The sequence below is a fragment of the Dokdonia sp. 4H-3-7-5 genome (assembly GCF_000212355.1).
GTDB lineage: Bacteria > Bacteroidota > Bacteroidia > Flavobacteriales > Flavobacteriaceae > Dokdonia.
Genome location: NC_015496.1, coordinates 969,305 through 993,011, shown reverse-complemented (window position 1 = coordinate 993,011; position 23,707 = coordinate 969,305). Strand labels below are relative to the sequence as shown.

Genomic DNA, 23,707 nt, shown 5'->3' with positions numbered 1-23,707 from the left:
TTTATTCAGGTCTTTTAGATAAAATACTATACACAGGAAAATGATCACTATAGCCGCCTAAATATCTTTTTCCTGCATAGGTGCGAAAGGGTGTTCCTTTAAACTTCCCTTCATATTCAGTGAGGAAAAAGTCATTGTAAATATCTGACTTCTCGTAAAGAAGTGTGTTTTCGTGTAGCTGTACAAAATTGTTTGAAAAGATTATCTGGTCAAAAATGAACCACTCAAATCTATAATTTAAGCTTCCTTCATATCTTGTTCCTAAGTACAGCATTGGGTTGTAAAACTCCGTTTTAACAAGGTTGTTTTTTACGCTTTCACTGTGTGGCCCGTCATTAAAATCGCCCATAATGATAATCTTCACTTTATGGTCTTCATTCATGAGTTTATCAATAACTTCCCTATTGCGCTGTGCTGCTGTAATGCGCTTTTGTGAGGTTTCATTCTCACCAGATCTTCGGGAAGGCCAGTGATTTACTAGTATGTGAACAGGATTTCCTAAAAGTTCTCCTTGTACATAAAGAATATCACGAGTATAATCTCTGCCACCTTCTTCGGCTTCTAGGTAGAGTGTGATGGGTTCACTTGCCGTGACTTTAAAGTCTGCTTTTTTGTACAATAAAGCAACATCAATACCGCGCTCATCTGGGGAGTCATAATGAACAATGTCATAACCTTCATCTTTGAGGTTGTCTGTCGCAATAAGAGACTCTAGTACGGATCTATTTTCCACTTCGGCAACGCCAAGGAGAGAAGGTGAGGTCTTAGTGTCCTCCTTTCCTATGTTTGAGATGACTGTTGATAGTTTGGCTATTTTTTTATTAAACTTATAGCTATTCCACTCCTTAAAACCGTTCGGTGTGAAGTCGTCGTCTAGCGTTTCTGGGTTGTTTGTCGTGTCAAAAAGATTTTCTAGGTTGTAAAAGCCTACTGCACATTGTATTTTTTCTTGTTGCGCTTTCGCGAAAGCGGAATCATCCTCCATAATGAATAGTGTCTATGAGTGTTACAATTTAGTCAAAAAGACTGCAATCCATTTGCTACCTTTGTTAATATGATCGAAACAGAAAAAATAGATTATGAAAAGTGTGTGCTGGTGGGGCTAGTTACCCAAAAGCAATCACACGATAAAATGACGGAATACCTTGACGAACTTGAGTTTCTAGCATACACAGCTGGAGGAGAAGTTTTAAAGCGTTTCTTTCAAAAATTAGAAAAACCTAATCCCAAAACTTTTATAGGGACAGGGAAGATGGAAGACGTTGCTGCATATGTAGAGCAGCACGATGTGGGTACTGTGATCTTTGATGACGAACTTACTCCTGGACAACAACGTAACATAGAAGCAATCTTAAAATGTAAGATTGTAGATCGCACCTATTTGATACTTGACATTTTTGCTCAGAGAGCTCAAACGAGTTATGCACGCACACAAGTGGAGCTTGCTCAGTATGAATATTTGTTGCCTAGACTTACAGGTTTATGGACACACCTTGAACGCCAACGTGGAGGTATAGGTATGCGTGGACCTGGAGAGACAGAGATTGAAACAGATAGACGTATTGTGCGTGACCGTATTACCTTGCTTAAAAAGAAGATGCTTACTATAGATAAGCAAATGGCTACGCAGCGTGGTAATCGTGGTGCACTTGTGAGAGTAGCTCTCGTAGGTTATACGAATGTGGGTAAGAGTACTCTCATGAATGTAATAAGTAAGAGTAAAGTATTTGCCGAAAATAAACTTTTTGCAACCTTAGATACTACCGTACGTAAAGTGGTGGTAGGGAATCTTCCTTTTCTACTTTCAGACACGGTAGGATTTATACGTAAGTTGCCTACACAGCTAGTAGATTCTTTTAAAAGTACGCTTGATGAAGTGCGTGAGGCAGATTTACTACTGCATGTGGTAGATATTTCTCACCCGCAATTTGAAGATCACATTAATGCTGTAAACCAGATTCTTGATGAGATTGAGAGTATGGACAAGCCTACGCTTATGGTTTTTAATAAGATTGATGCTTATACGGCAGAGGCTTATGATGATGAGGATCTTATGGTAGAGCGCACTGGTGCGCATTACACACTTGACGAGTGGAAAGAAACATGGATGTCTCGTACTAATGGTGATGCTATCTTTATATCTGCACTTAACAAAAATAACTTTGAGGAGTTCAGAAAGAAAATCTACGAACGAGTAAGAGAGATTCACGTAACAAGATTTCCTTACAATGCATTTTTATATCCAGAATATGAGGAGCAAGTAGGAAATAGCGAGGAAGAATAGGGTTATTTATTCTTAATAGCGTAATAGAAAAATCGGCCAACTTTAAAAGTTGGCCGATTTTTTTTTTGCGTAAAAAAACTTTCTAGTTATTAAGTATTATTCAGTAATTTCCCACAAAATTATAAATATGAATAAACTTACTCTTGTTGTCTTATTATTTTTATCATGCTCAGTCTTTTCGCAAAGAGCTGCAGATGAAACACTTGATTTTGACGGAAAAGTCACGGACTTAATTATTGTGCCTTTTAATGGTATTGTAGTTATTTCTGACGGTACAAATTTAAATGCGTATAACCCAGATACAGATGAGAGTCTGTGGGTAACTCCTATACCAAAAGCGAGTAGCGCGTCTGCGCTATTAAATGCTGACTTATCTGTTGAAAGTATTTTTAGTACAAACAGAAAAGGATCAGGTTTTGATGTGATACCAGACACGCCTTTCCTTCAGAAGTTTTTTGATAACAGACTTTATATTATAAATAGCTTTGATGGAAATGTGATTTTTGCATCAGATGATAGTGATGTTTTCTTTTTTCAATCAGAATATCTTTTTGACGAAAATGCACTGCTATTAAGAGGGATGAAAGATAAAAGCTTAGTGATTGCTAAGTATGATCTTAAAAATGAAACGTACCAATGGGAAACAGAAGTTTCAGAAAATTTTGGAACTGTTTTTTCGAAGCTCGCAGCAGCAGCAGGGAAGGATCAAACAGGAGTTACAGATAAGTTAGAGCTTATAGAAGATAAAATTTTCTTACTAGCAAAATCTAAATTTTATGTGTTAGATAATGAGTCTGGTAGTTTATTGTGGAGTGCAGAAGAGAATGATTATGCAGGTTTTAATGCTAATCAAGATGCAACGTATGTGCTTTTAAATGAGTCTAAAGGTTTCTTTGCAGGGAAGTCATTGTTATATCTCAAGAATGCACAAGATGGAAGTCCAGTGTGGGAAGACCCTATTAAAACAAAGAAGCTAGTTCTTTTTGAAGATTGGAAAAATAAAATGCTCTTAGCACACTATAAGGGATTTAATTTCTATGATTTTGAGACAGGAGAAAAAGTGTGGGAAAAAGATCCTAAAGGAAAGAATATTAAATCTGTAATCCCAGAGGGAACAGATTTTCTTTACGTGTATGACAACGAGATGATGTTGATCGATAAGGACGGGCAGAAAAAGTGGAAGAAGGATGTAAAAATCTGTGATGATGATGAAGATCCAGTTTTTTTCTTAGAGAAAACAAAAAACGGAAAAGTACTTTATGTAACAGCTACCTATGCAAATATGGTAGACTACAATACAGGAAAGAAAATATGGAGTGGGAACTTGAAGCTAAACGAAAAGCGACCTACGGTTGCAAAGTTTGACGAGAACACAGGTGATTTTGTAATCTACAATGATGAAAAGTTATATAGATTCAATGAAAACTCAACTGAAAGACCAAAGCCTTATGCAAAGCTTAAACTCAAAGATGAGAAGTTAATTACGAGCATGGAGATTTTTCCTAATAACGTATCTATTTCTGGACAGAGTGAAGTGATTGGTGTAAAAGAAGATGGAGAAGTGCTTTTTCATAATAAATACAAGCAACCAGGTGAATTTGGCAGGAAACTATTGAAAGGTACCATGTCTGTGGTAAAAACAGCTGGTGCCGTAGCCACTACAAATGTTGAGATTAGTCAAGTTACACGAGATGAAAATGGAAACGAGCAGCTTACTAAAGTTGGCGAAATAGGTTTTGACGAAAAGACAAGACAGATAGGAAAAGCAGGTTTCATAGCAGGAAATATTGGTAGTCAGTTTGTAAAAGACAGATACAATGCACTGCAAGAGACAGATGTGTATGCTATCATTTTTGCAAAAGGTGAAAATGGAGAGAAGCTTCTTATTCGTGTAGATAAAGAAACTGGTGAGGAGCTAGATAAAATCACCGTTGATACTAATAAACCAGTCTATGACTATGATCCTGTTACCAAAGATTTATTTTACAGTAATGGTAAAGAGGTAAAAATATTTAAGGGTAAATAATACAATACTTTATAATTGTAAAAATCGAAGGCTTTCTTAAAGCCTTCGATTTTTTTTGCTCAAAAACGATGGTTGAGCTTTTACTATTATTCTTGATTTTTTGAAACCTCTCATAAAAGACTAATCCGTAAATAGTACCTTTACCTCAAAATAATATTATATGCTTATTATAGGAATAGGCGGTGGTACCGGAAGTGGTAAGACTACCGTTGTAGATCAGATTGTGTCAGATCTTCCAGAAGGACAAGTAACAGTAATTTCTCAAGACTCATATTATAAAGATCTCTCTGCATTATCGATGGAAGATCGTAAGAAGGTGAACTTTGATCACCCTAATGCAATAGATTTTCCTTTGCTGTGTCAACACCTTGTTGAGCTCAAAGAAGGAAGAAATATTTTACAACCTATGTATTCATTTGTTGCGCATAATCGCATTGATGAGACTGTGCTTACAAGTCCTACGAATGTGCTTGTGGTAGAAGGAATTCTTATTTTGACAGACCCTAATATTCGTAATCTTTTTGATATTAAAGTATTTGTGCATGCAGATAGTGATGAGCGTTTAATACGCCGTCTTAAGAGAGATATTGCAGAGCGTGGTCGTGATCTAGATGAGGTGTTAAATAGATATCAAACTACATTGAAACCCATGCACCAGCAGTTTATAGAGCCTACAAAGGAATTTGCAGATATCATTATACCTAATAATAGGTACAATACAGTGGCTGTAGATATCGTTCGTAGTATCATAAACGAACGATTACATTAAGGTTTTGTTATATTTACAACAATGAACATCAAGGAGCTAAAACAGAAAAAATGGTTTAGAATAATGAGTAATAAATATTTGCTCATTTTCTTCATTTTTATAGTCTGGATGCTATTTTTTGATGGAAGTTCATATCTGTTGCACAGAGAGCTTAATCAAGAATATGACAAGCTAGAAGGTAATAGAGCTTATTTTAAAAAAGAAATAGCAAAGGATAATGCACAAATCTTACAACTTAAAGATAGCGCAGGTTTAGAAAGGTTTGCTCGTGAAGAATACCTTATGAAGAGGGACAATGAGGAGATTTATATAATTGAATATCAAGATAGTTTATCTACAGAGAATGAAGACTAATTTATTTTCAGAGTTTGACGCAGTTTCGGCAAAAGCCTTCAAGCAAAAAATACAGTTTGACCTGAAGGGTGCAGACTACAATGAGACGCTTGTTTGGCAAAGTCTAGAAGGAATACATGTAAAACCTTTTTATCACAGTGATGAAATAAAAGAATCAGTAGCTGTTGAAGCTCCCGAACAATGGTTTATTGGGGAGAAAATATTTATTGTAGATGCGGTTAAGTCTGCGCAATCGGCAAATAAAGCTATAGAGAGCGGTGCAGAGGCTATTTACTTTCAGGCAGATACGCTGTTTGATCTTGAGCAGTTATTTAAAGGTTTAAAGCACAAAGATATCCCTCTTTACTTTGAGCTCAGTTTTCTTGATGAAGATTTTTATAAAAGTTTTCACGCTTTCGCGAAAGCGTATCATATCACCACAAAGCTTGATATAATCAATCATCTTGCACTTGATGGTAACTGGTATCACAACTTGCAAAATGATCACGATATAGTAAGTAGTTTATTACAGGGAGAAGAAAACAAACTTACTGTAGACACAACCTCATATCAAAATGCTGGTGCCACCATGGTACAGCAACTGGCTTACGGTATGGCACATCTTACCGAATATTTAAACCATTGTGAAAAAGAGAAGCTTAGTATAAATATTGTCACTTTTGAAGTCGCGGTAGGAACTAACTACTTTTTTGAAATTGCAAAGCTAAGGGCGCTCAGAAAGCTTGCCGCTGTAGTATTATCTGCATTTAATTATACGGATGCAGCTATTAACATTATAGCGCACCCATCAAGACGCAATAAAACGATTTATGATTATAATATAAACATGCTGCGCACCACAACGGAATGTATGAGTGCTGTGCTAGGTGGCGCAAACTGGGTGGTAAATATGCCGTATGATGCATTGTATCACAAGACCAATAACTTTGGACAGCGCATATCTCGTAACCAGCTCATTGTTCTCAAAGAAGAAAGCTATTTTGATGTAGTTCAAAACCCTGCAGATGGTTCTTATTATGTAGAAGAGCTTACCTCGCAATTGGCTGAAAAAGCACTTACGCTTTATAAAGATATAGAAGCGCAAGGAGGATTTTTGAGACAACTTAAAGAAGGAACCATACAACGAAAGATAAAAGAAAGTGCTGCAAAGGAGCAGGCTAAGTTTGACGAAGGAGAGCTCATTCTTCTAGGAACAAATAAGCACCCTAATCCAAAAGACGTTATGAAAGGTGAGTTAGAAATTTATCCTTTTGTAAAAATTAACCCTCGTAAAACATTGCTTGAGCCTATAATTCCAAAACGCCTAGCCGAATCATTAGAACAAGAACGCATTAAAGCAGAAAAGTAATCATATGAAAAAAATATATAGCCTTGGCGTTGCGATAGCTATTGTATTAGGAGTGTTGTCATGTGAAGACCAGTCTTCTCTCGAATATAAACACGCAGATAAGGAACAGATAATTAATTGTGAAAATCAAAATAATGCACTGCTAAACGAAGCATTGTATCAATTCGAACAAGACATTATTAGTGCTTATGATCCAGAATCACGATTGAGGAATAAAGCGTACGCAAATTTTGTTTACGTGGGTTTTTCAGGAGATGCAGAATATGAGCGACTAGCTACACCACACACTTTGGCAATAAGAAAAGAGCTTGTGAAAGCAGGGATTATAAAAGATGGAGGTCTAAAGAGTAATTTAATGTATAGTAATATTCCTTGTGTCCTTAAGAATATAGAAGATCCGCAGCTTGCTCTTATGATAGAAGCGCTTGTTGAATCCAACACAATGGATCCAAAATTATTTAACTCTCGAATGAGAAATTTTGCATATAAATCTCAAACAGATAGATATACAGCATTATATGTTGCTTTAGATACCTATTATCAACAGCTTACTATGACTGAGCTTCCTATAAAAGAAAGTAATGAGTAGAAGAAATATTCAACATATCACACTTTCTTCTCAAGAAGAAAATTTATCTTCAATTGCAGAAGTTAACCTTACTACAACTGCAGAGAAGATTGATGTAAAGTCTCGCTATACAAAGGACGATGTAAAAGGATTAGAGCATCTTGATTTTATCGCAGGTGTCGCCCCTAATTTACGAGGTCCTTACAGTACTATGTACGTAAGACGTCCTTGGACGATACGTCAGTATGCAGGTTTCTCAACTGCCGAAGATAGTAATGCATTTTATCGCCGTAATCTCGCTGCTGGTCAAAAAGGGCTTTCGGTTGCATTTGATCTTGCTACACACCGCGGTTATGATAGTGATCATGAGCGTGTGGTGGGAGATGTAGGCAAAGCAGGTGTTGCCATAGATTCTGTAGAGGACATGAAAATCCTCTTTGATCAGATTCCATTAGACAAGATGTCTGTGTCCATGACTATGAATGGTGCCGTGTTACCTATTATGGCGTTTTACATTGTAGCAGCACAAGAGCAAGGAGTGGATCCAGCATTACTTTCTGGAACCATACAAAATGACATTTTGAAGGAGTTTATGGTGCGCAACACGTACATATATCCACCTACTCCTTCAATGAGAATTATCTCAGATATATTTGAATATACGGCTGCAAACATGCCTAAATTTAATAGTATATCTATCTCAGGATACCATATGCAAGAAGCCGGTGCTACTTGTGATATAGAACTTGCTTATACACTTGCAGATGGTCTAGAGTATATTAAAACTGGACTCGCTGCAGGAATGGATATTGATAGCTTTGCGCCAAGATTATCTTTTTTCTGGGCAATAGGAATGAACCACTTTATGGAAGTTGCCAAAATGCGTGCAGCACGTATGCTATGGGCAAAAATTGTAAAGCAATTTAATCCTAAAAACCCTAAATCATTAGCGCTTAGAACGCACTGTCAGACAAGTGGGTGGAGCCTTACAGAACAAGATCCTTTTAATAATGTGGCTCGTACTACCATTGAAGCAGCTGCAGCTGCCTTTGGAGGCACACAGAGTTTGCACACAAATGCCTTAGATGAGGCTATTGCCTTACCTACAGACTTTTCTGCGCGTATTGCTAGAAACACACAGATATTCTTACAACAAGAAACTCATATTACAAAAACAGTAGATCCTTGGGCTGGCAGTTATTATGTAGAGTCACTTACAGATGATATTGCTCAAAGGGCTTGGGAGCTTATTGAAGAGGTTGAGGAGCTAGGCGGAATGACTAAAGCGATTGAGGCAGGGATTCCTAAACTACGTATTGAAGAGGCTGCAGCTAGAAAACAGGCACGTATAGACAGTGCTCAAGATATTATTGTAGGAGTAAATAAATACCGACCTACAGAAGATGAGCACCTAGATATTCTTGATGTAGATAATACAAAAGTAAGAGAAGGGCAGCTTAAGCGTTTAGCAGACATTAGAGAAGCTCGTAATACCGAAAATGTAAAAAAAGCCCTCGAAGCACTTACAGAAGCGGCTCGCACGGGTAATGATAATTTACTTGCGCTGGCGGTTACAGCTGCACAGGAGCGAGCAACATTAGGAGAAATTTCAGATGCGCTGGAAGATGTATATGGAAGACACAAAGCACAAATCCAATCCTTTAGTGGTGTATATAGTAAAGAGATGAAACAAGATCCCGCTTTCGCGAAAGCGCAACAACTCGCAAACCAATTTGCCGAACAAGATGGACGCCGTCCAAGAATTATGGTTGCCAAAATGGGGCAAGACGGTCACGACCGTGGCGCCAAAGTAGTAGCAACTGGATATGCAGATATAGGGTTTGATGTGGATATTGGTCCGTTATTTCAAACACCTAAGGAAGCAGCAAAACAAGCGGTGGAAAATGATGTTCACATTCTGGGAGTATCATCACTTGCTGCAGGTCACAAAACATTAGTGCCTCAAGTAATTGAAGAATTGAAGGCGTTAGGTAGGCCTGATATTATGGTGATTGTAGGTGGGGTGATTCCTCAACAAGATTATCAATTTCTGTTTGATGCTGGTGCTGCGGCAGTTTTTGGACCTGGAACAAAAATTAGTGAGGCTGCAATAGGTCTTCTAGAAATTATGATGAACTAATGAAGCATTACCTTCTCAAATATCAATACGTTGAGGACTATTTGGAGAAAAGAACGCCTTTTCGCCCAGACCATTTTACACTAGCAAAAGAAGCAGTTGCTGCTGGCTATTTATTACTAGGTGGTGCCACGGAAAACCCAGCAGACCAAGGAATCTTAATTTTCAAAGTGTCTGATAAAAGCCTCATAGAAGAATTTATCTTTAAAGATCCTTATGTACAAAACGGCATCGTTTCTTCATGGGAAATTAAAGAATGGAATGTGGTTGTGGGAAGTATGTTAGAGGTATAATCTTTCGTTAATCATCTCCCCAAGAGCTTCCACCACTATAAATTTGGAAAAAATATTCTGGACGCGTTTCAATAAAATCTGTATCGTTAAACTCAAATAAAGAAGGATCTACCTCGCTACGCTGTATACTTTTTACTTTGTTTTCTTTGGTGTTTAGTTCATTAAAGACTTGGGTTATCTTGTCTTTCCATCCCTTTTCTGAGAGATTAGTTTTATTGTCAATCCCATTATCTCCAGTGTTTTTTGAGACCTTAAAAAGTAATGGGAAGTGCACATTTTCTGGCATGTTAGGAAAAACTAATGCTATCATTTCTCGTCTTACTTTAATCTCATCGGTATCAAAATTCTCTTGACGGATACTAAGATTGCTGTATAGCTTATAGTCAAGTTGGAGAGATTCAATCTCTAGTGCATTTTCTTTTGCGACAATAGCAGTATAATCGTTTAAGAAGCTATAGGTATAATCGTAAGATGCTACAATAGGAGTGTATGGGAAGGTGTCTCTAGCTAATGCATTTTTATACCCTTCAATAGTGTATGTTGTCCATTTTGCTCCTCCATATGTGTTATATAAGATAACTTGGTCCTTATCATAATTTACGATGATACCAGCTTTATCGCCTAGGAAGCCATCACCGCCTTGGTGAGTTTGCTCTCTTCGTATACTCTTTACATCAATGTGAAATGTAACTTCGGTTTTTGTGTTGCCTTCAATATTTTCAAGAACAATTTTGCCTACGAAAGGCTCATTTGCGTCGCTTAGTTCTATAATTGGAGTTTTAGTTTCTGATGAGAAACCACAAGAATTGAGAACACAGAGTGCTGAGAGTAGTAAGAAAGAGCAAAGTTTTCGTATCATAATAAAGCTTGCATGTAATGTCAAGCAAACTTAGCAAAAACGACTTGTTATAAAAGTCTCTTTAGAAATATACTCTCACAAAAGGTTGCCATGCATCTGCATAAACAGAATCATCATTATCAAAAAGCACATTGTAACGCACCCCGATAGCGCCTAGGCTATTTCCTCCCACGTTGAGACGGTATCCCGCACCTAGAAAAAGGGCAGTGTTCCAAGAGTTAGGAATATCTGGTTGTCCAGATACAGATTGAAAAACACGAAGCTGCTCAAACTCTCCAGAAAGTTGTAAGAAATCAAGGGGATTTGAAATTACAATAGCACTTGCTCCCACAAGTGTTGTTTTAAAATCTCCAAATTTTTGATACGTGTAATTAAGCCCTGGTCCAAAAGCTACATATTGATTGGGTTGGTAAAGTGCACTAGGTGCCACTGTAATATTAGTATTGTTTCTTCCAAAATTTAATCCTAATCCACCACCAAAACGGACCTTACTCCAGAAATCACTTTTTTGGGTCGTAGTGGTTTGTTGGGCAACAAGAATATTGTTTCCTAAAAACAGGCAACTCAATATTAATATAGCGCAGGAAATTCTCTCTCTCATTGTTAATCGTATCATAATTAAGTGTTATAAATATAAGGATTATATGGGCGAAAATGTTAATTATTGTATTTTTGCATTTCTATTGTCTCATGACGCAGAACAAAAATATCAAATGGATAGATTTTCATTTCTGAATGCCGCACATACCGCTCACTTTGCTGAGCTTTACGATCAATATTTATTAAATCCAGATAGTGTAGAAGCTAGCTGGCGCGCTTTTTTCCAAGGTTTTGACTTTGGAATGGAGAATGCTGAGCCAGTTTCTGACGATTCAGGAACAACTCCAGCTGCTATTCCAGAAGCAATACAGAAGGAGTTTCAAATTGTAAAATTGATTGATGCTTATCGTAACAGAGGTCACCTCTTTACGAAAACAAACCCTGTGCGTGAACGTCGTAAGTACGCACCTACTCTTGAAATAGAAAACTTCGGGTTGTCACAAGCTGATATGACTTTACAGTTTGAGGCTGGATCTATTTTAGGTCTAGGTAGAACTAGCTTACGCGAAATTGTTAATCACCTTGAAGCTATTTACTGCGATCACATCGGGATAGAGTATATGTATATACGCAACCCAGAAGAGATTGCGTGGATACAAAACTGGCTTAACAAAAACGATAATCACCCAGAATTCTCTGCCGAAGAGAAAAAACATATTCTTAAAAAGCTTAATCAAACAGCTTCTTTTGAAGGATTTTTACATTCTAAATATGTAGGTCAAAAACGTTTTTCTGTTGAAGGACTTGACGCTATGATTCCTGGATTAGACACGCTTATCGAGCGTGGCTCAGATAATGGAATCGAACAGTTTGTAGTGGGGATGGCTCACCGTGGACGTCTTAACGTTCTTGCAAATATCTTCGGAAAATCGCCGGAGGCAATTTTCTCAGAATTTGACGGTAAGGAATATGCAGAAGATGAACTTTTTGATGGTGATGTAAAATATCACATGGGTTGGACGAGCTTTCGCGAAAGCAGTAAAGGAGAAAAAATCCGTATGGATCTAGCGCCTAATCCGTCTCACCTCGAGACTGTAGGAGCAGTAATAGAAGGAATGTCTCGTGCTAAGATTGATAATCAATTAGGTGGAGACGAAAAGAAAATATTACCTATAGCAATACACGGTGATGCCGCAGTAGCTGGGCAAGGGATTGTATATGAGATTGTGCAAATGGCACAGTTAGAAGGTTACCGTACTGGAGGAACTATCCATATTGTAGCAAATAACCAAGTAGGTTTTACAACAAACTATCTTGACGCAAGATCATCTACTTATAGTACAGATGTAGGTAAAGTTACACTGTCACCAGTACTACACGTAAATGGAGATGATGTAGAGTCTGTATGTCATGCATTTGCATTTGCATTGGATTTTAGAATGAAATTTGGTCGTGATGTGTTTGTAGATATTTTAGGATATCGTAAGTATGGACACAATGAAGGTGATGAGCCACGTTTTACTCAGCCATTGTTATATAAAGCAATTGCTAAACATGCAAGCCCAAGAGATATCTATGCTGAGCGCCTTATCAAAGAAGGTGTTATACAAGATGGTCATGTAAAGCAACTAGAAAAAGAATATAAAGACGATCTAGAAGAAGATCTAGAGGAGTCTCGTAAAAAAGATAAAACAGTCATTACTGAGATTCTTGCAGATGACTGGGAAGGGTATGAGTTAGGTAGTAGAGAAGATATTCTTGCTCCTATCGATACTACTTATGATCAGAAAAAGCTTGATACCATTGCAGATGGTATTACAAAGCTCCCTGAGGATAAAAAATTTATACGTAAGATACAGCGTATTGTAGCAGACCGTAATAAACAATATAGAGAGACTAATAAGTTAGACTGGGGTATGGGCGAGTTACTTGCTTATGGCTCATTAATGGAAGAAGGTTTTAATGTGCGTATATCTGGTCAAGATGTAGAGCGTGGGACGTTCTCTCACCGTCATGCTATTATTAAGACAGAAGATGATGTTGAGGAGATTAATCTTCACAATCGCTTAGGTGTTGAAGGTAGAATGGATATTTACAACTCACTACTTTCTGAGTATGGTGTTGTAGGTTTTGATTATGGTTATGCAATGGCATCTCCAAAAACGCTTACAATCTGGGAAGCTCAGTTTGGAGATTTTTCAAATGGTGCTCAGATTATGTTAGATCAATACATAAGCGCTGCAGAGTCTAAGTGGAAGACACAGAATGGTCTTGTAATGTTATTGCCTCATGGATATGAAGGACAAGGTTCTGAGCATTCAAGTGCTCGTATGGAACGTTATCTTCAGCTATGTGCTACAGATAACTTAATCATGGCAGATGTAACGACGCCAGCAAACTTTTTTCACCTGCTACGTCGCCAGATGAAGTGGAATTTTAGAAAGCCACTCGTTGTCTTTACACCTAAATCATTATTGAGACATCCTCTAGTAGTAAGTAGTAAAGAAGAACTTGCGACTGGAAGCTTCCAGGAAGTTTTTGATGATGTAACTGTAGATAAGAAGAAGGTTACATCTCTCGTATTTTGTACAGGTAAGTTCTATTACGATTTATTAGAGCGACGTACAGAAAATGAGCGTGAAGATGTCGCGTTAGTGCGTATCGAGCAACTATTCCCATTACCACAAAAACAACTAGAAGAGATTATTGCTAGCTACCCGAATGTAACAGATTACGTATGGGCACAAGAAGAGCCTAAGAATATGGGAGCTTGGGGTTACATGCTTATGAATTTTGAGCAAGTAAAACTTAGAGTAGCCTCACGCCGCGTGTATGCTTCACCAGCTGCAGGTAGTAGTACAAGATCAAAAGCACGTCATAAAAAAGTAATAGATAGCGTTTTTGACGCAACATTAAAATAAAAGTTCTTTTTAAGGAACAAGTAGTAAAAGCCTACAGAGATAATTGAAATGATTTTTGTAGAAAATAATGAATTAAACTCCGCTTTCGCGAAAGCGTAATTATAACAACTATGGTTTTAGAAATGAAAGTCCCTTCACCGGGAGAATCCATCACAGAAGTTGAAATCGCACAATGGCTCGTTGCAGACGGCGATTATGTAGAAAAAGATCAGGCTATTGCCGAAGTAGACAGTGACAAAGCAACTTTAGAACTACCTGCAGAAGCAAGTGGAGTAATTACCCTTAAAGCCGAAGAAGGTGATGCTGTTGAGGTTGGTGCCGTTGTGTGTCTTATTGATACATCTGCAGAGGCTCCAGCAACTACTACTTATGAAGGTGGTGACGAAGGTGGTGGTGATGCAAATGTAGAAGAGAACCTTAAGAAGGAACAAGCAAAAACTGCAGACACTGGAGCAAAAGCTCCTGCAGAAACTCAAAAAACGTATGCATCTGGATCTGCTAGCCCTGCCGCAAAGAAAGTGCTTGCAGAAAAAGATATCGACCCTAAAACTGTTACAGGTACAGGTCGTGATGGACGTATCACTAAGGACGATGCTGTAAATGCAAGACCATCTATGGGAACTCCTGGACCTGGAGCTCGTGGAGAATCTCGTACTAAGCTATCAATGTTACGTCGTAAAGTAGCAGAGCGTCTAGTAGAGGCAAAGAATACCACTGCAATGCTTACTACCTTTAATGAGGTAAATATGCAGGCTATTTTTGATCTTCGTAAGGAATACAAAGAAGACTTCAAAGCGAAGCATGGTGTAGGACTTGGATTTATGTCTTTCTTTACACTAGCTGTAGTAAGAGCATTAGAAATGTATCCTTCTGTTAATAGTATGATAGATGGTAAGGAGATGATTACTTTTGATTATAAAGACATCTCTATCGCTGTATCTGGACCAAAAGGTTTAATGGTGCCTGTTATGCGTAATGTGGAGAACCTCTCTTTTAGAGGTGTAGAAAGCGAAGTGAAGAGACTTGCAATAAGAGCTCGTGATGGACAGATTACAGTAGATGAAATGACAGGAGGAACGTTTACTATCTCAAACGGAGGTGTATTTGGTTCTATGTTATCTACTCCTATAATCAATCCACCACAATCTGGAATATTAGGAATGCACAACATTGTAGAGCGTCCTGTTGTAATAGACGGTGGTATCGTTGTAGCGCCTATTATGTATGTAGCATTATCTTACGATCACCGTATAATCGATGGTAAAGAATCTGTAGGATTCTTAGTAGCAGTAAAAGAGGCGTTAGAAGATCCTATCAATATATTAATGAATGGAGATATCAAGAAGGCATTAGAAATGTAATCTGATATCATCTAAATTTTCAAAAAAGTCTGCTTTCGAGCAGACTTTTTTGTTTGCAAAAAAAACACCTGTCGGTACATCGACAAGGTGTTTTTTGGTTGGGGGACCGTAAAATAATCACACTAGCATAATCAAATTATGCCACGCAGTTTCTTCCAAAAAAATCAATTACATGTACTTAATAAAATTATTCTCTTGGAAGAGAAACTGTAGGGTGTTATAAAGATAGTAGTGGATGGAGATAAAATTTTACGCATTTCCTTTATTTGGGCTAAATTTTTTCAAAAAAAATCACAAAAGATGTAAATCTGCAAGTATTCTTATGAGATGAATGGTGGTTTTTGCCCCAAATTCATTGCGCAGTTCCCTTAATCTTTTTTCTATGGAACTTCTGCTATTGGGCTTCATGTTCTTAGATTTAAAATGAAATTGTATCTCATCTTGTGTTGCCCCTTTTGCTAGAAGATTGAGGAGTTCCATGTCATAGTTATCGAGTTCGACAAGATTTTTTTGTTTTACTGTGTCTGCTAGTGATTGAGTAATGTAAGTTTCATTTTTAAAAACTAGTTCCATGGCCTCCCTTAGGTTTTCTAGTCCATGACGATCTTTGCATACGTAAGCGTCTATAAGTCTAGTATTCCAAAGGTTTACGAATCTTTGAGGGTGATCTTCCATGGTGTATACAATGACTTTAATAGAGGGGTACTCTGCTTTTAGGGCTTTTAAAAGATCTGCTCCTGAAGTTAATCGCTCTTTGCGATGAGATTCCTTAAATGATAGGTCTGTAATGAGTAAATCGTAGGGTTCATTTGCTGCTAGACTATTTTTAAAATATAAGAACGCATCATCGCAATATTGGGCATGCGTGATGGTAGGAATTTTAAATTGATTTACTATAGATGATACGCCTAGCTGTATGCTATCTATATCTTCGGCTATTAATATTTTTTTAAACATAAATATTAGTTATGTAGTAACAGTAAGTGCTGCTCTAAATCCTTCATTCAACTTAGATTCAAAAGTGATTTGACCGTTTATAGCATCTATTCGAGATTCAATATTATTAAGTCCAGCATTTCGCTTATCTGGTGATAATGTTGTTCCAACTCCATTGTCACTGTAATTGATAGTAAGAATATTGTCTTCGTGTTTAAAAACTAATGCTATAAAGGAGGCTTTGCTATGCTTCCTCATATTAGTCATAAGCTCTTGTAAAACACGATAAATTTCCACTTTTTTTGTAGGAGCTATTAAGTCCCATTGCACAGATTCTAGGCCTTTCAAAATTAATTTTCTATGCGCTGTGATATATGTTTGCAAACTCATAGATAGTGCCTTGGGGAATGTGCTATCTGTTTGTATGGGTTGCGTCTCTCTAGATAAATCCCTACTCATCTTATAAATATGATCTAATTTTTCGGATACTTGAGGTGTGGTGGTGTCACTTTCCAGTTGTGACATGACTAAATAAATTTCATTGGCCAACTCATCGTGGAGTTTTTTGGCCAAACGTTTCTCAGTATTGTATTGATCTTGTAGGCGTTGTTTCTTTGAGCGCTCTTTTTGATATAATATCCAGAAAAAGGCTAGTAGACCAAGTCCAAGAAGTGCTGTTAAGGCCCAGTTACGTTTTCTCACAGCCGTTTCCTCTCTTTGTTTACTAGCAGATTGTGACTGTATCGCAATAGATTCTCTCTCCTCTGCTTTTTCTACATCATAACGAAGCTTAGCAAATTCAAACTTGGCTTTGTTTTGAGCATTCTTTAGGGAGTCTGATAAAACTACATATTCTTCAAATAAAGAGGAAGATTTCCTTGTGACGGGAATTAAAAGATCGAGCGCTTTAATAACAGCTTGTGGGTTGTTTAATTTTAATGCAAGGTCATATGCTTCTTGTGCATGGAACCGTGACTTTTCATTATTACCTCTGCTTTTGTGAATTTCTGAGAGATGCATATTACTTGCATATTCTCCATCTATGTCATTTATTTTTCCTCTTGATAATAACACTTGTTCAAGAAGGCTAATAGCTGTTGGATCGTCGAGTTTCCCTTTCGCGAAAGCAAAGTTATCTAAAAGTCTTAGTCTCGTATTCTTGCTTATTACTTCTCCATATCCAAGAGCAATCTCAAGTTGTATAATCGCTTCTTCAAAATTACCTGCAAGTATTAAAGTCAATCCATAATTATTCAACAATGAAGCTTTCGATACGGGGCTATCTTCAAACTGTAGTGCTTTTTTATGATAGTTTACAGCCTCTTCCCAAAGTGCACGCTGACGATATACTCTGCCTAAAATATCATAGAGCCATGCTAATTCTGATATGTTTTTTACAGCATCGCCATATTTTAAAGCATTAACTATTGTATACTCTGCTCCGTCGTAATCTCCTTGATCTGCTTGAATAAAGCTTGCTCTTTTGGAAACCTTGATAACACTTAAGCTATCTCCTACCTCTGCAAAGAGATCAATGGCCTTTACATAAGATGTAAAAGCTGGTATAGGTTCTTGCTTTACATTGAGATACCAGCCTAGTTTATTGTATGCTATAGCTTGATAATATGCATTGTTTAATGTTTTGGACTTATCTAGTAGTAATCTAGTTTGTGTAATGGCACTATCGTAATCTTTTCCATTACTATAGATTCTAGTTTTATAGGCAAGTTGAGATAGTAATGTTGAGTCTGTTGCGTTTTGTGCTAGGTATATCGCGCTATCTATAGCTTTAATCCTTTCACCTATCGATAACTTCTTGTCTTCACTTATTTTTCTGTACTTAATTATGCTATCTAATTGCGATACGTTTGATGCAAAACTAAGGCTTGAAGTTGAGCAAAATAAAACAATTAAAAAGAGGAATGATACATCACGTTTCATTCCTCTAAAATACAAAATTAGTAAAATAGCGTACCGTTTAATTTACCTCTTATTCACCGCTATCATCTGGATCTTCCTCATTTCCTCCTACATCGGTTGCTCGCTCAATATGATCGCTCCTATCACTTATTTCATCTGGAGTACATGATGAAAAATTTATAGTAAAAAAAGCTAGTAGTAAAAAGTAAAGTGTAGTTTTCATAGTGTTGTAAATTTTAGAATTAGAAATAATTTTTAGTGAAGTCAATATTGATTTGGGCGGTTTGGTGAAATTTAATGTTAGAGTCAATTATTTATTTTCAAGAAAAGCGTAGTCTTTTACGTATTTCCTTTATATAATTTTATCGACTTGACGTACCTTAATGGCTGTAAACTAATTGTTTATACAAATAAACAATTAGGAGATTAATGTGTGTGGAAATTTCATGGAAAAGAAATTCCATAAAAGATGTTTACCAAAAAATAAGGCGTTATGATGTACAGAGAAATTGTGTTATCTGCCTTTGCAAAAGCAAATGCAGAAACACCAGCAGCTACAAAAACCCAATGGGCAAATTATTTAGTAGATGTATTGTGGGAAGATTACAAAATTCAAGTGTCAAGACGAACACTTTTAAATTACTACAATCATTATAAAGAAAATGATGAGGGAGAGCTAACCCCAAAATCAAGAATAATCGAGTCGCTGTGCAAATTCATGCGTTACCCTAACTATGCTGCATTTTTAATTCACCATAGTTCATTAAATAGAAAACATAGCTCTGCTGTGCACACTGCTACTTATGTAGTATATGGAGATTGCCACAGAGATGTAGTTACCATTAAAATAAGAAGAGAGGCTGTATCTCAGTCATCTAAAGAAATTTTACAAAGTGCTTAGCATATTAGTTTAATTTATAATGAACGCTATTTTCTTCTAAGGTGTCAAGAAGCTCTTGGCAAATTTTTACTTTCATGCGTTTACTAGGCATTTTTACAAAGAGTTTTTCAAGTGGTTCAAAGACTTGAAAGTGAAGTTTGGCCTCGCCTACATGTAGGTCAAGAATATCCTTTATTTCTTCAATACGAGCTTCTGCAACTTCATTAATGTCAATATTAATGGTTAGTTTCTTAGCATTTGTTTCCATCACATCCTGCAGTTGCTGGATGCTATTAAACTGCGTTCTTGGATCACTTTTTCTTCCAGTTTCCCTATTTGTAAAGCCATCTTTTATGAACACTTTTGCGTGTATAAAGCTATTAGGAATTAAAAAGTGACGCATCTTGAGGTACTCTTCTCCAAACATTCTAAACTCGAAGGTATCTGTAAAATCTTCAACAGTAAAAGCGGCCCATCCTTTCCCATTTTTGGAAACGCGATGTTGTACATCAGAGATTACACCGCCAAAGGTGAGCTCTCGATTTATAAAAGATTCCATCTGACTAAAGTGCGCAACAGTCGCATTACAAAATGTCTCCATTTCTGTTTTAAAGTCATCAAGTGGGTGGCCAGAGATATAAACTCCTACTACCTCCTTCTCGCGCTTTAGTTTTTCCATTGTTCCCCATTCTTCACATGGAGGAACTTCGGGTTCTGGTATTTGGACTTCGCTTGATTCTCCAAAAAGACTTACTTGTGAGCTATTTTCATTTTCTTGGTAACGCGCACCATATTTTACTGCTTTTTCTAAGAAAGTTATACCATCACCATCATGGTTAAAGAATTGAGCTCGGTGTGTATTTCTATCTAGTTCATCAAATCCTCCAGCAAGAGCGAGACTTTCAAAAGCTTTTTTATTTGCAGCACGCAAATCTACACGACGAGCAAAGTCAAAGACAGATTTATAATTTCCATCCTTTCTATTTTCTACAATAGTCGCGACGGCTCCGGTACCTACACCCTTTACGGCACCCATACCGAAACGTACAGCACCATTGTCATTTACCGTAAATTTTCTGAAAGATTCATTTACATCTGGACCCAATACTTCAAGACCCATACGTTTTGCCTCTTCCATAAAGAAGGTAACTTGCTTGATGTCGTTCATGTTATTAGATAGTACAGCAGCTAGATACTCGGCAGGGTAGTGGGCTTTTAAGTATGCAGTTTGGTATGCAATCCATGCATAACATGTAGAGTGTGACTTATTAAATGCATAAGCGGCAAATGCCTCCCAGTCTTTCCAGATTTTTTCTAGTTTTTCTGGGTCATGCCCTTTCGCAGAAGCTTGCTCTATAAACTTAGGCTTCATTTTATCAAGAACGGCAATTTGCTTCTTACCCATTGCCTTACGAAGTACATCGGCCTCACCCTTTGTAAAGTCGGCTAGTTTTTGAGAAAGTAGCATTACTTGCTCTTGGTAGACAGTAATACCGTACGTTTCCTTAAGATACTCTTCCATGGCAGGAAGGTCATATTCTATCTCTTCTTCCCCGTGCTTTCTTCTTACGAAAGATGGGATATATTCCATAGGCCCAGGACGATATAATGCATTCATTGCAATTAGATCCTCAAACACGGTAGGTTTGAGCGATTGCATGTGCTTTTGCATCCCAGGTGATTCATATTGAAATATACCTACAGTATCACCACGCTGGAAAAGTTCATATGTTTTCTCATCGTCAAGAGGAAAACTCTCTGGATCGAGATCTACGTCGTGACGATACTTCACGAGCTTTACAGTGTCTTTTATTAAAGTAAGTGTCTTCAGACCCAAGAAGTCCATTTTAAGTAGCCCAGCTTCCTCTACGACGGAGTTATCAAATTGTGTTACGTAGAGATCAGAATCTTTTGCAAGTGCTACAGGAACAAAATTTGTAATATCACTAGGTGTGATAATTACCCCACAGGCATGAATTCCCGTGTTACGCACAGATCCTTCAAGCTGTCTTGCTTGACGTAGCATCTGCCCTTCAAGATTATCTGCTTGTTCTAGTGTAATTAGTTCTTGAACTTTAGGTAAATCGTCAGACCTAAAAGCACTACGTAGCTCTGCATCTGTTTTACCAAAAATCTTTCTAAGCTTACTCATCGTAGGGATGAGCTTAGCTATTCTATCTGCATCACCTAGGGATAAATCTAGTGCTCTGGAGGTGTCACGTATGGATGACTTTGCAGCCATAGTACCGTAAGTGATAATCTGTGCTACTTGATTTGCGCCGTATTTGTCAATTACATATTGCATTACTCGCCCGCGACCTTCATCATCAAAGTCAATATCAATATCGGGCATACTTACACGATCCGGATTTAAGAAACGCTCAAAAAGTAAATCATACTTAAGCGGATCAATATTTGTAATCCATAAACAGTATGCTGCCACAGATCCCGCTGCAGATCCACGTCCTGGACCTACCGAAACGTCCATATTACGAGCTTCTCGTATAAAATCCTCTACAATCAGAAAGTATCCAGGGTAACCCGTCTTTTCAATAACATCTAGCTCAAAGTCTAGGCGCTCTATAACTTCTTCAGAGAGTTCTTCTCCGTAACGCTTTTTTGCTCCTTCATAAACAAGATGTTTCAGAAATGCATTTTCACCTTGTTTTCCTCCGTCAATAGCATCTTCTGGAGAAACAAATTCTTCTGGAATGTCAAATGCAGGAAGAAGTACGTCACGAGCAAGCTCGTAAGATTCGATTTTATTTACTACCTCCTGTACATTAAGAATGGCTTCAGGTACATCTGCAAAGAGCGTTTTCATCTCATCTGCACTCTTAAAGTAGTATTCGTCATTAGGTAATCCAAAACGATATCCTCTACCGCGACCTTTTGGGGTGGCTACTTTTTCACCATCTTTTACACATAATAAAACATCATGCGCATCTGCATCAGACTTATCAATGTAGAATGTATTGTTAGACGCGATAAGTTTTACATCATGCTTTCGCGAAAGCGTAATTAAAACAGGCATCACACGATCTTCATCTTCTTGCCCGTGACGCATGATCTCAACATAAAGGTCGTCACCAAATTGTTCTTTCCACCAAATAAGGGCCTCTTCGGCTTGTTTTTCTCCTACATTAAGAATCTTACTTGGCACTTCACCATATAGATTTCCGGTAAGTACAATAAGATCTTCTTTGTACTGCTCAATAACTTGCTTGTCTATACGAGGAACGTAATAAAAACCATCTGTGTAGGCTATAGAAGCCATTTTACAGAGGTTTTGATATCCGTTTTTATTTTTGGCTAAAATGACAATCTGGTATCCATTGTCCTTTTGGCTCTTGTTTTTGTGATCAACACATACATTAAACTCACAACCTATGATGGCTTTAAGTGGTACATGCTCTTCTGCTTCTCCTGCTTCTGTGAGTTTTGCATTTTCCGCTTTCGCGAAAGCGTTATGACTTTTTACCGCTTTTGTAAAGTGAAAAGCCCCCATCATGTTACCCATGTCTGTCATAGCGACAGCAGGCATTTTATGTAGTGCAGCGGCTTTTACAATATCTTGAACGCTCGCAGTAGATTGTAATATAGAGAACTGAGAGTGGTTGTGAAGGTGAGCAAACTTTACATCAGAAAGTTGTTCTTTATTTTCTTCTATCTCTGCCTTAGAAATTTCTGGAGTATCATCTTGAGCAGCGAGCGCTTGAGCAATTTTTGCAGAAGCTTTCTTAAGATTTATGTGCTTAAGCCCAATAAAAGTAATAGGCTGCGGATTAGATTGAGAGAATCTTTCAAAATAATCTGGCGCAACGTCTAGCTCTTCTTTTGTGTAAACTCGCTGGCGTATAAGCTCTAGAAAGCAACGAGTAGTTGCCTCCACATCTGCCGTGGCATTGTGCGCCTCACCAAATCCTTCGCCAAACAGGTGTTTGTGTAATTCTGTAAGCGTAGGTAATTTAAATTTACCACCACGTCCTCCAGGTAGCTGGCACAATGTCGCTGTTTTTTCTGTACAAGTGTCTAGCACTGGTAACTCTTGAAGATCATTACCTATGTTGAGTCTGTGAAACTCGGCTCCCATGATATTTGTATCAAAACCAACATTCTGACCTACAACATACTTTGATTTTGAAAGTGCAATATTAAATTTTGAGAGTACTTCGGAAAGTTCAATTCCGTCTCTTTCGGCAAGTGCTGTGGAGATGCCGTGTATGCGCTCTGCATCATAAGGAATATCAAATCCATCTGGCTTGATAAGATAATCTTGATGCTCTATGACGTTACCCATCTCATCGTGTAACTGCCAAGCGATTTGAATCGCTCTAGGCCAGTTATCTGAGTCTGTAAGTGGAGCATTCCAGTTTTTAGGAAGTCCTGTGGTTTCGGTGTCAAAAATAAGGTACATAGGCGTAGAAAAAGTGGATATGAAAAGTACTACATTTTAGTGCTTTTTACATGAGATTACGGCTATGAGTTATCAACTTTTATGCACAAAAAAA

At 37.6% G+C, this 23,707-nt stretch carries 18 protein-coding genes; 11 read left to right on the top strand and 7 right to left on the bottom strand.

Annotation, left to right across the window (positions count from 1 at the left end):
- Nucleotide 1 precedes the first annotated feature (1 nt).
- Nucleotides 2–985, bottom strand: coding sequence for an endonuclease (locus KRODI_RS04350; protein WP_013750360.1), 984 nt, complete (start codon nucleotides 983–985; stop codon nucleotides 2–4).
- A 69-nt stretch (nucleotides 986–1,054) separates the two neighbouring features.
- Here KRODI_RS04350 and hflX point away from each other — a divergent pair, with 69 nt between their 5' ends.
- The 8 genes from hflX to KRODI_RS04310 all read left to right on the top strand — a co-directional run bounded on the left by hflX (nucleotide 1,055) and on the right by KRODI_RS04310 (nucleotide 9,779).
- Complete coding sequence (gene hflX, locus KRODI_RS04345; protein ID WP_013750359.1) at nucleotides 1,055–2,284, top strand: GTPase HflX; 1,230 nt, start codon at nucleotides 1,055–1,057, stop codon at nucleotides 2,282–2,284.
- Nucleotides 2,285–2,411: 127 nt separating this feature from the next.
- Complete coding sequence (locus tag KRODI_RS04340) at nucleotides 2,412–4,310, top strand: PQQ-binding-like beta-propeller repeat protein (RefSeq protein ID WP_013750358.1); 1,899 nt, start codon at nucleotides 2,412–2,414, stop codon at nucleotides 4,308–4,310.
- Between the two features lie 160 nt (nucleotides 4,311–4,470).
- Complete coding sequence (gene udk / locus KRODI_RS04335) at nucleotides 4,471–5,079, top strand: uridine kinase (RefSeq protein WP_013750357.1); 609 nt, start codon at nucleotides 4,471–4,473, stop codon at nucleotides 5,077–5,079.
- 21 nt (nucleotides 5,080–5,100) lie between these two features.
- On the top strand, nucleotides 5,101–5,433 hold the full coding sequence (locus KRODI_RS04330) for an FtsB family cell division protein (RefSeq protein ID WP_013750356.1): 333 nt from the start codon (nucleotides 5,101–5,103) through the stop codon (nucleotides 5,431–5,433).
- A complete protein-coding gene (locus tag KRODI_RS04325) occupies nucleotides 5,423–6,781 on the top strand; it encodes a methylmalonyl-CoA mutase subunit beta (protein ID WP_013750355.1) in 1,359 nt (452 codons plus the stop codon). Before KRODI_RS04330 ends, KRODI_RS04325 begins: the two co-directional genes overlap by 11 nt.
- A gap of 4 nt (nucleotides 6,782–6,785) precedes the next feature.
- Nucleotides 6,786–7,370: a hypothetical protein gene (locus KRODI_RS04320; RefSeq protein ID WP_013750354.1), complete on the top strand. Its 585-nt coding sequence runs from the start codon at nucleotides 6,786–6,788 to the stop codon at nucleotides 7,368–7,370.
- Nucleotides 7,363–9,489 carry a methylmalonyl-CoA mutase gene (gene scpA / locus KRODI_RS04315; RefSeq protein ID WP_013750353.1) on the top strand — a complete coding sequence of 709 codons (2,127 nt, stop codon included), beginning with the start codon at nucleotides 7,363–7,365 and terminating at the stop codon, nucleotides 9,487–9,489. Before KRODI_RS04320 ends, scpA begins: the two co-directional genes overlap by 8 nt.
- Nucleotides 9,489–9,779, top strand: a complete 291-nt coding sequence (locus KRODI_RS04310; RefSeq protein WP_013750352.1) for a YciI-like protein — start codon at nucleotides 9,489–9,491, stop codon at nucleotides 9,777–9,779. Before scpA ends, KRODI_RS04310 begins: the two co-directional genes overlap by 1 nt.
- Before the next feature lie 7 nt (nucleotides 9,780–9,786).
- Here KRODI_RS04310 and KRODI_RS04305 read toward each other — a convergent pair whose 3' ends face one another.
- Together KRODI_RS04305 and KRODI_RS04300 are read right to left on the bottom strand one after the other, a co-directional pair.
- Nucleotides 9,787–10,638, bottom strand: a complete 852-nt coding sequence (locus KRODI_RS04305) for a hypothetical protein (protein WP_013750351.1) — start codon at nucleotides 10,636–10,638, stop codon at nucleotides 9,787–9,789.
- 61 nt (nucleotides 10,639–10,699) lie between these two features.
- Entirely contained in the window at nucleotides 10,700–11,254 is a 555-nt protein-coding gene (locus tag KRODI_RS04300; RefSeq protein WP_095522103.1) for an alpha-ketoglutarate decarboxylase, read from the bottom strand.
- A gap of 97 nt (nucleotides 11,255–11,351) precedes the next feature.
- Here KRODI_RS04300 and KRODI_RS04295 point away from each other — a divergent pair, with 97 nt between their 5' ends.
- Nucleotides 11,352–14,099 carry a 2-oxoglutarate dehydrogenase E1 component gene (locus KRODI_RS04295; RefSeq protein ID WP_041295795.1) on the top strand — a complete coding sequence of 916 codons (2,748 nt, stop codon included), beginning with the start codon at nucleotides 11,352–11,354 and terminating at the stop codon, nucleotides 14,097–14,099.
- 110 nt (nucleotides 14,100–14,209) lie between these two features.
- A complete protein-coding gene (gene odhB, locus KRODI_RS04290; RefSeq protein WP_041295617.1) occupies nucleotides 14,210–15,460 on the top strand; it encodes a 2-oxoglutarate dehydrogenase complex dihydrolipoyllysine-residue succinyltransferase in 1,251 nt (416 codons plus the stop codon).
- Between the two features lie 291 nt (nucleotides 15,461–15,751).
- Here odhB and KRODI_RS04285 read toward each other — a convergent pair whose 3' ends face one another.
- From KRODI_RS04285 to KRODI_RS15570, 3 genes are read right to left on the bottom strand one after another with little or no spacing between them, the layout of a single operon-like run.
- Nucleotides 15,752–16,417 (bottom strand): response regulator transcription factor, encoded by a 666-nt coding sequence (locus KRODI_RS04285; RefSeq protein ID WP_013750347.1) that lies wholly within the window; start codon nucleotides 16,415–16,417, stop codon nucleotides 15,752–15,754.
- A gap of 9 nt (nucleotides 16,418–16,426) precedes the next feature.
- Nucleotides 16,427–18,337: an ATP-binding protein gene (locus tag KRODI_RS15055; RefSeq protein ID WP_013750346.1), complete on the bottom strand. Its 1,911-nt coding sequence runs from the start codon at nucleotides 18,335–18,337 to the stop codon at nucleotides 16,427–16,429.
- Nucleotides 18,338–18,386: 49 nt separating this feature from the next.
- Nucleotides 18,387–18,539, bottom strand: a complete 153-nt coding sequence (locus KRODI_RS15570; RefSeq protein WP_013750345.1) for a hypothetical protein — start codon at nucleotides 18,537–18,539, stop codon at nucleotides 18,387–18,389.
- A gap of 270 nt (nucleotides 18,540–18,809) precedes the next feature.
- Here KRODI_RS15570 and KRODI_RS04275 point away from each other — a divergent pair, with 270 nt between their 5' ends.
- Complete coding sequence (locus KRODI_RS04275) at nucleotides 18,810–19,217, top strand: hypothetical protein (protein WP_013750344.1); 408 nt, start codon at nucleotides 18,810–18,812, stop codon at nucleotides 19,215–19,217.
- A 4-nt stretch (nucleotides 19,218–19,221) separates the two neighbouring features.
- Here the strand turns inward: KRODI_RS04275 and dnaE are convergent, their stop codons facing one another.
- On the bottom strand, nucleotides 19,222–23,613 hold the full coding sequence (gene dnaE, locus KRODI_RS04270; RefSeq protein WP_013750343.1) for a DNA polymerase III subunit alpha: 4,392 nt from the start codon (nucleotides 23,611–23,613) through the stop codon (nucleotides 19,222–19,224).
- Nucleotides 23,614–23,707 lie beyond the last annotated feature (94 nt).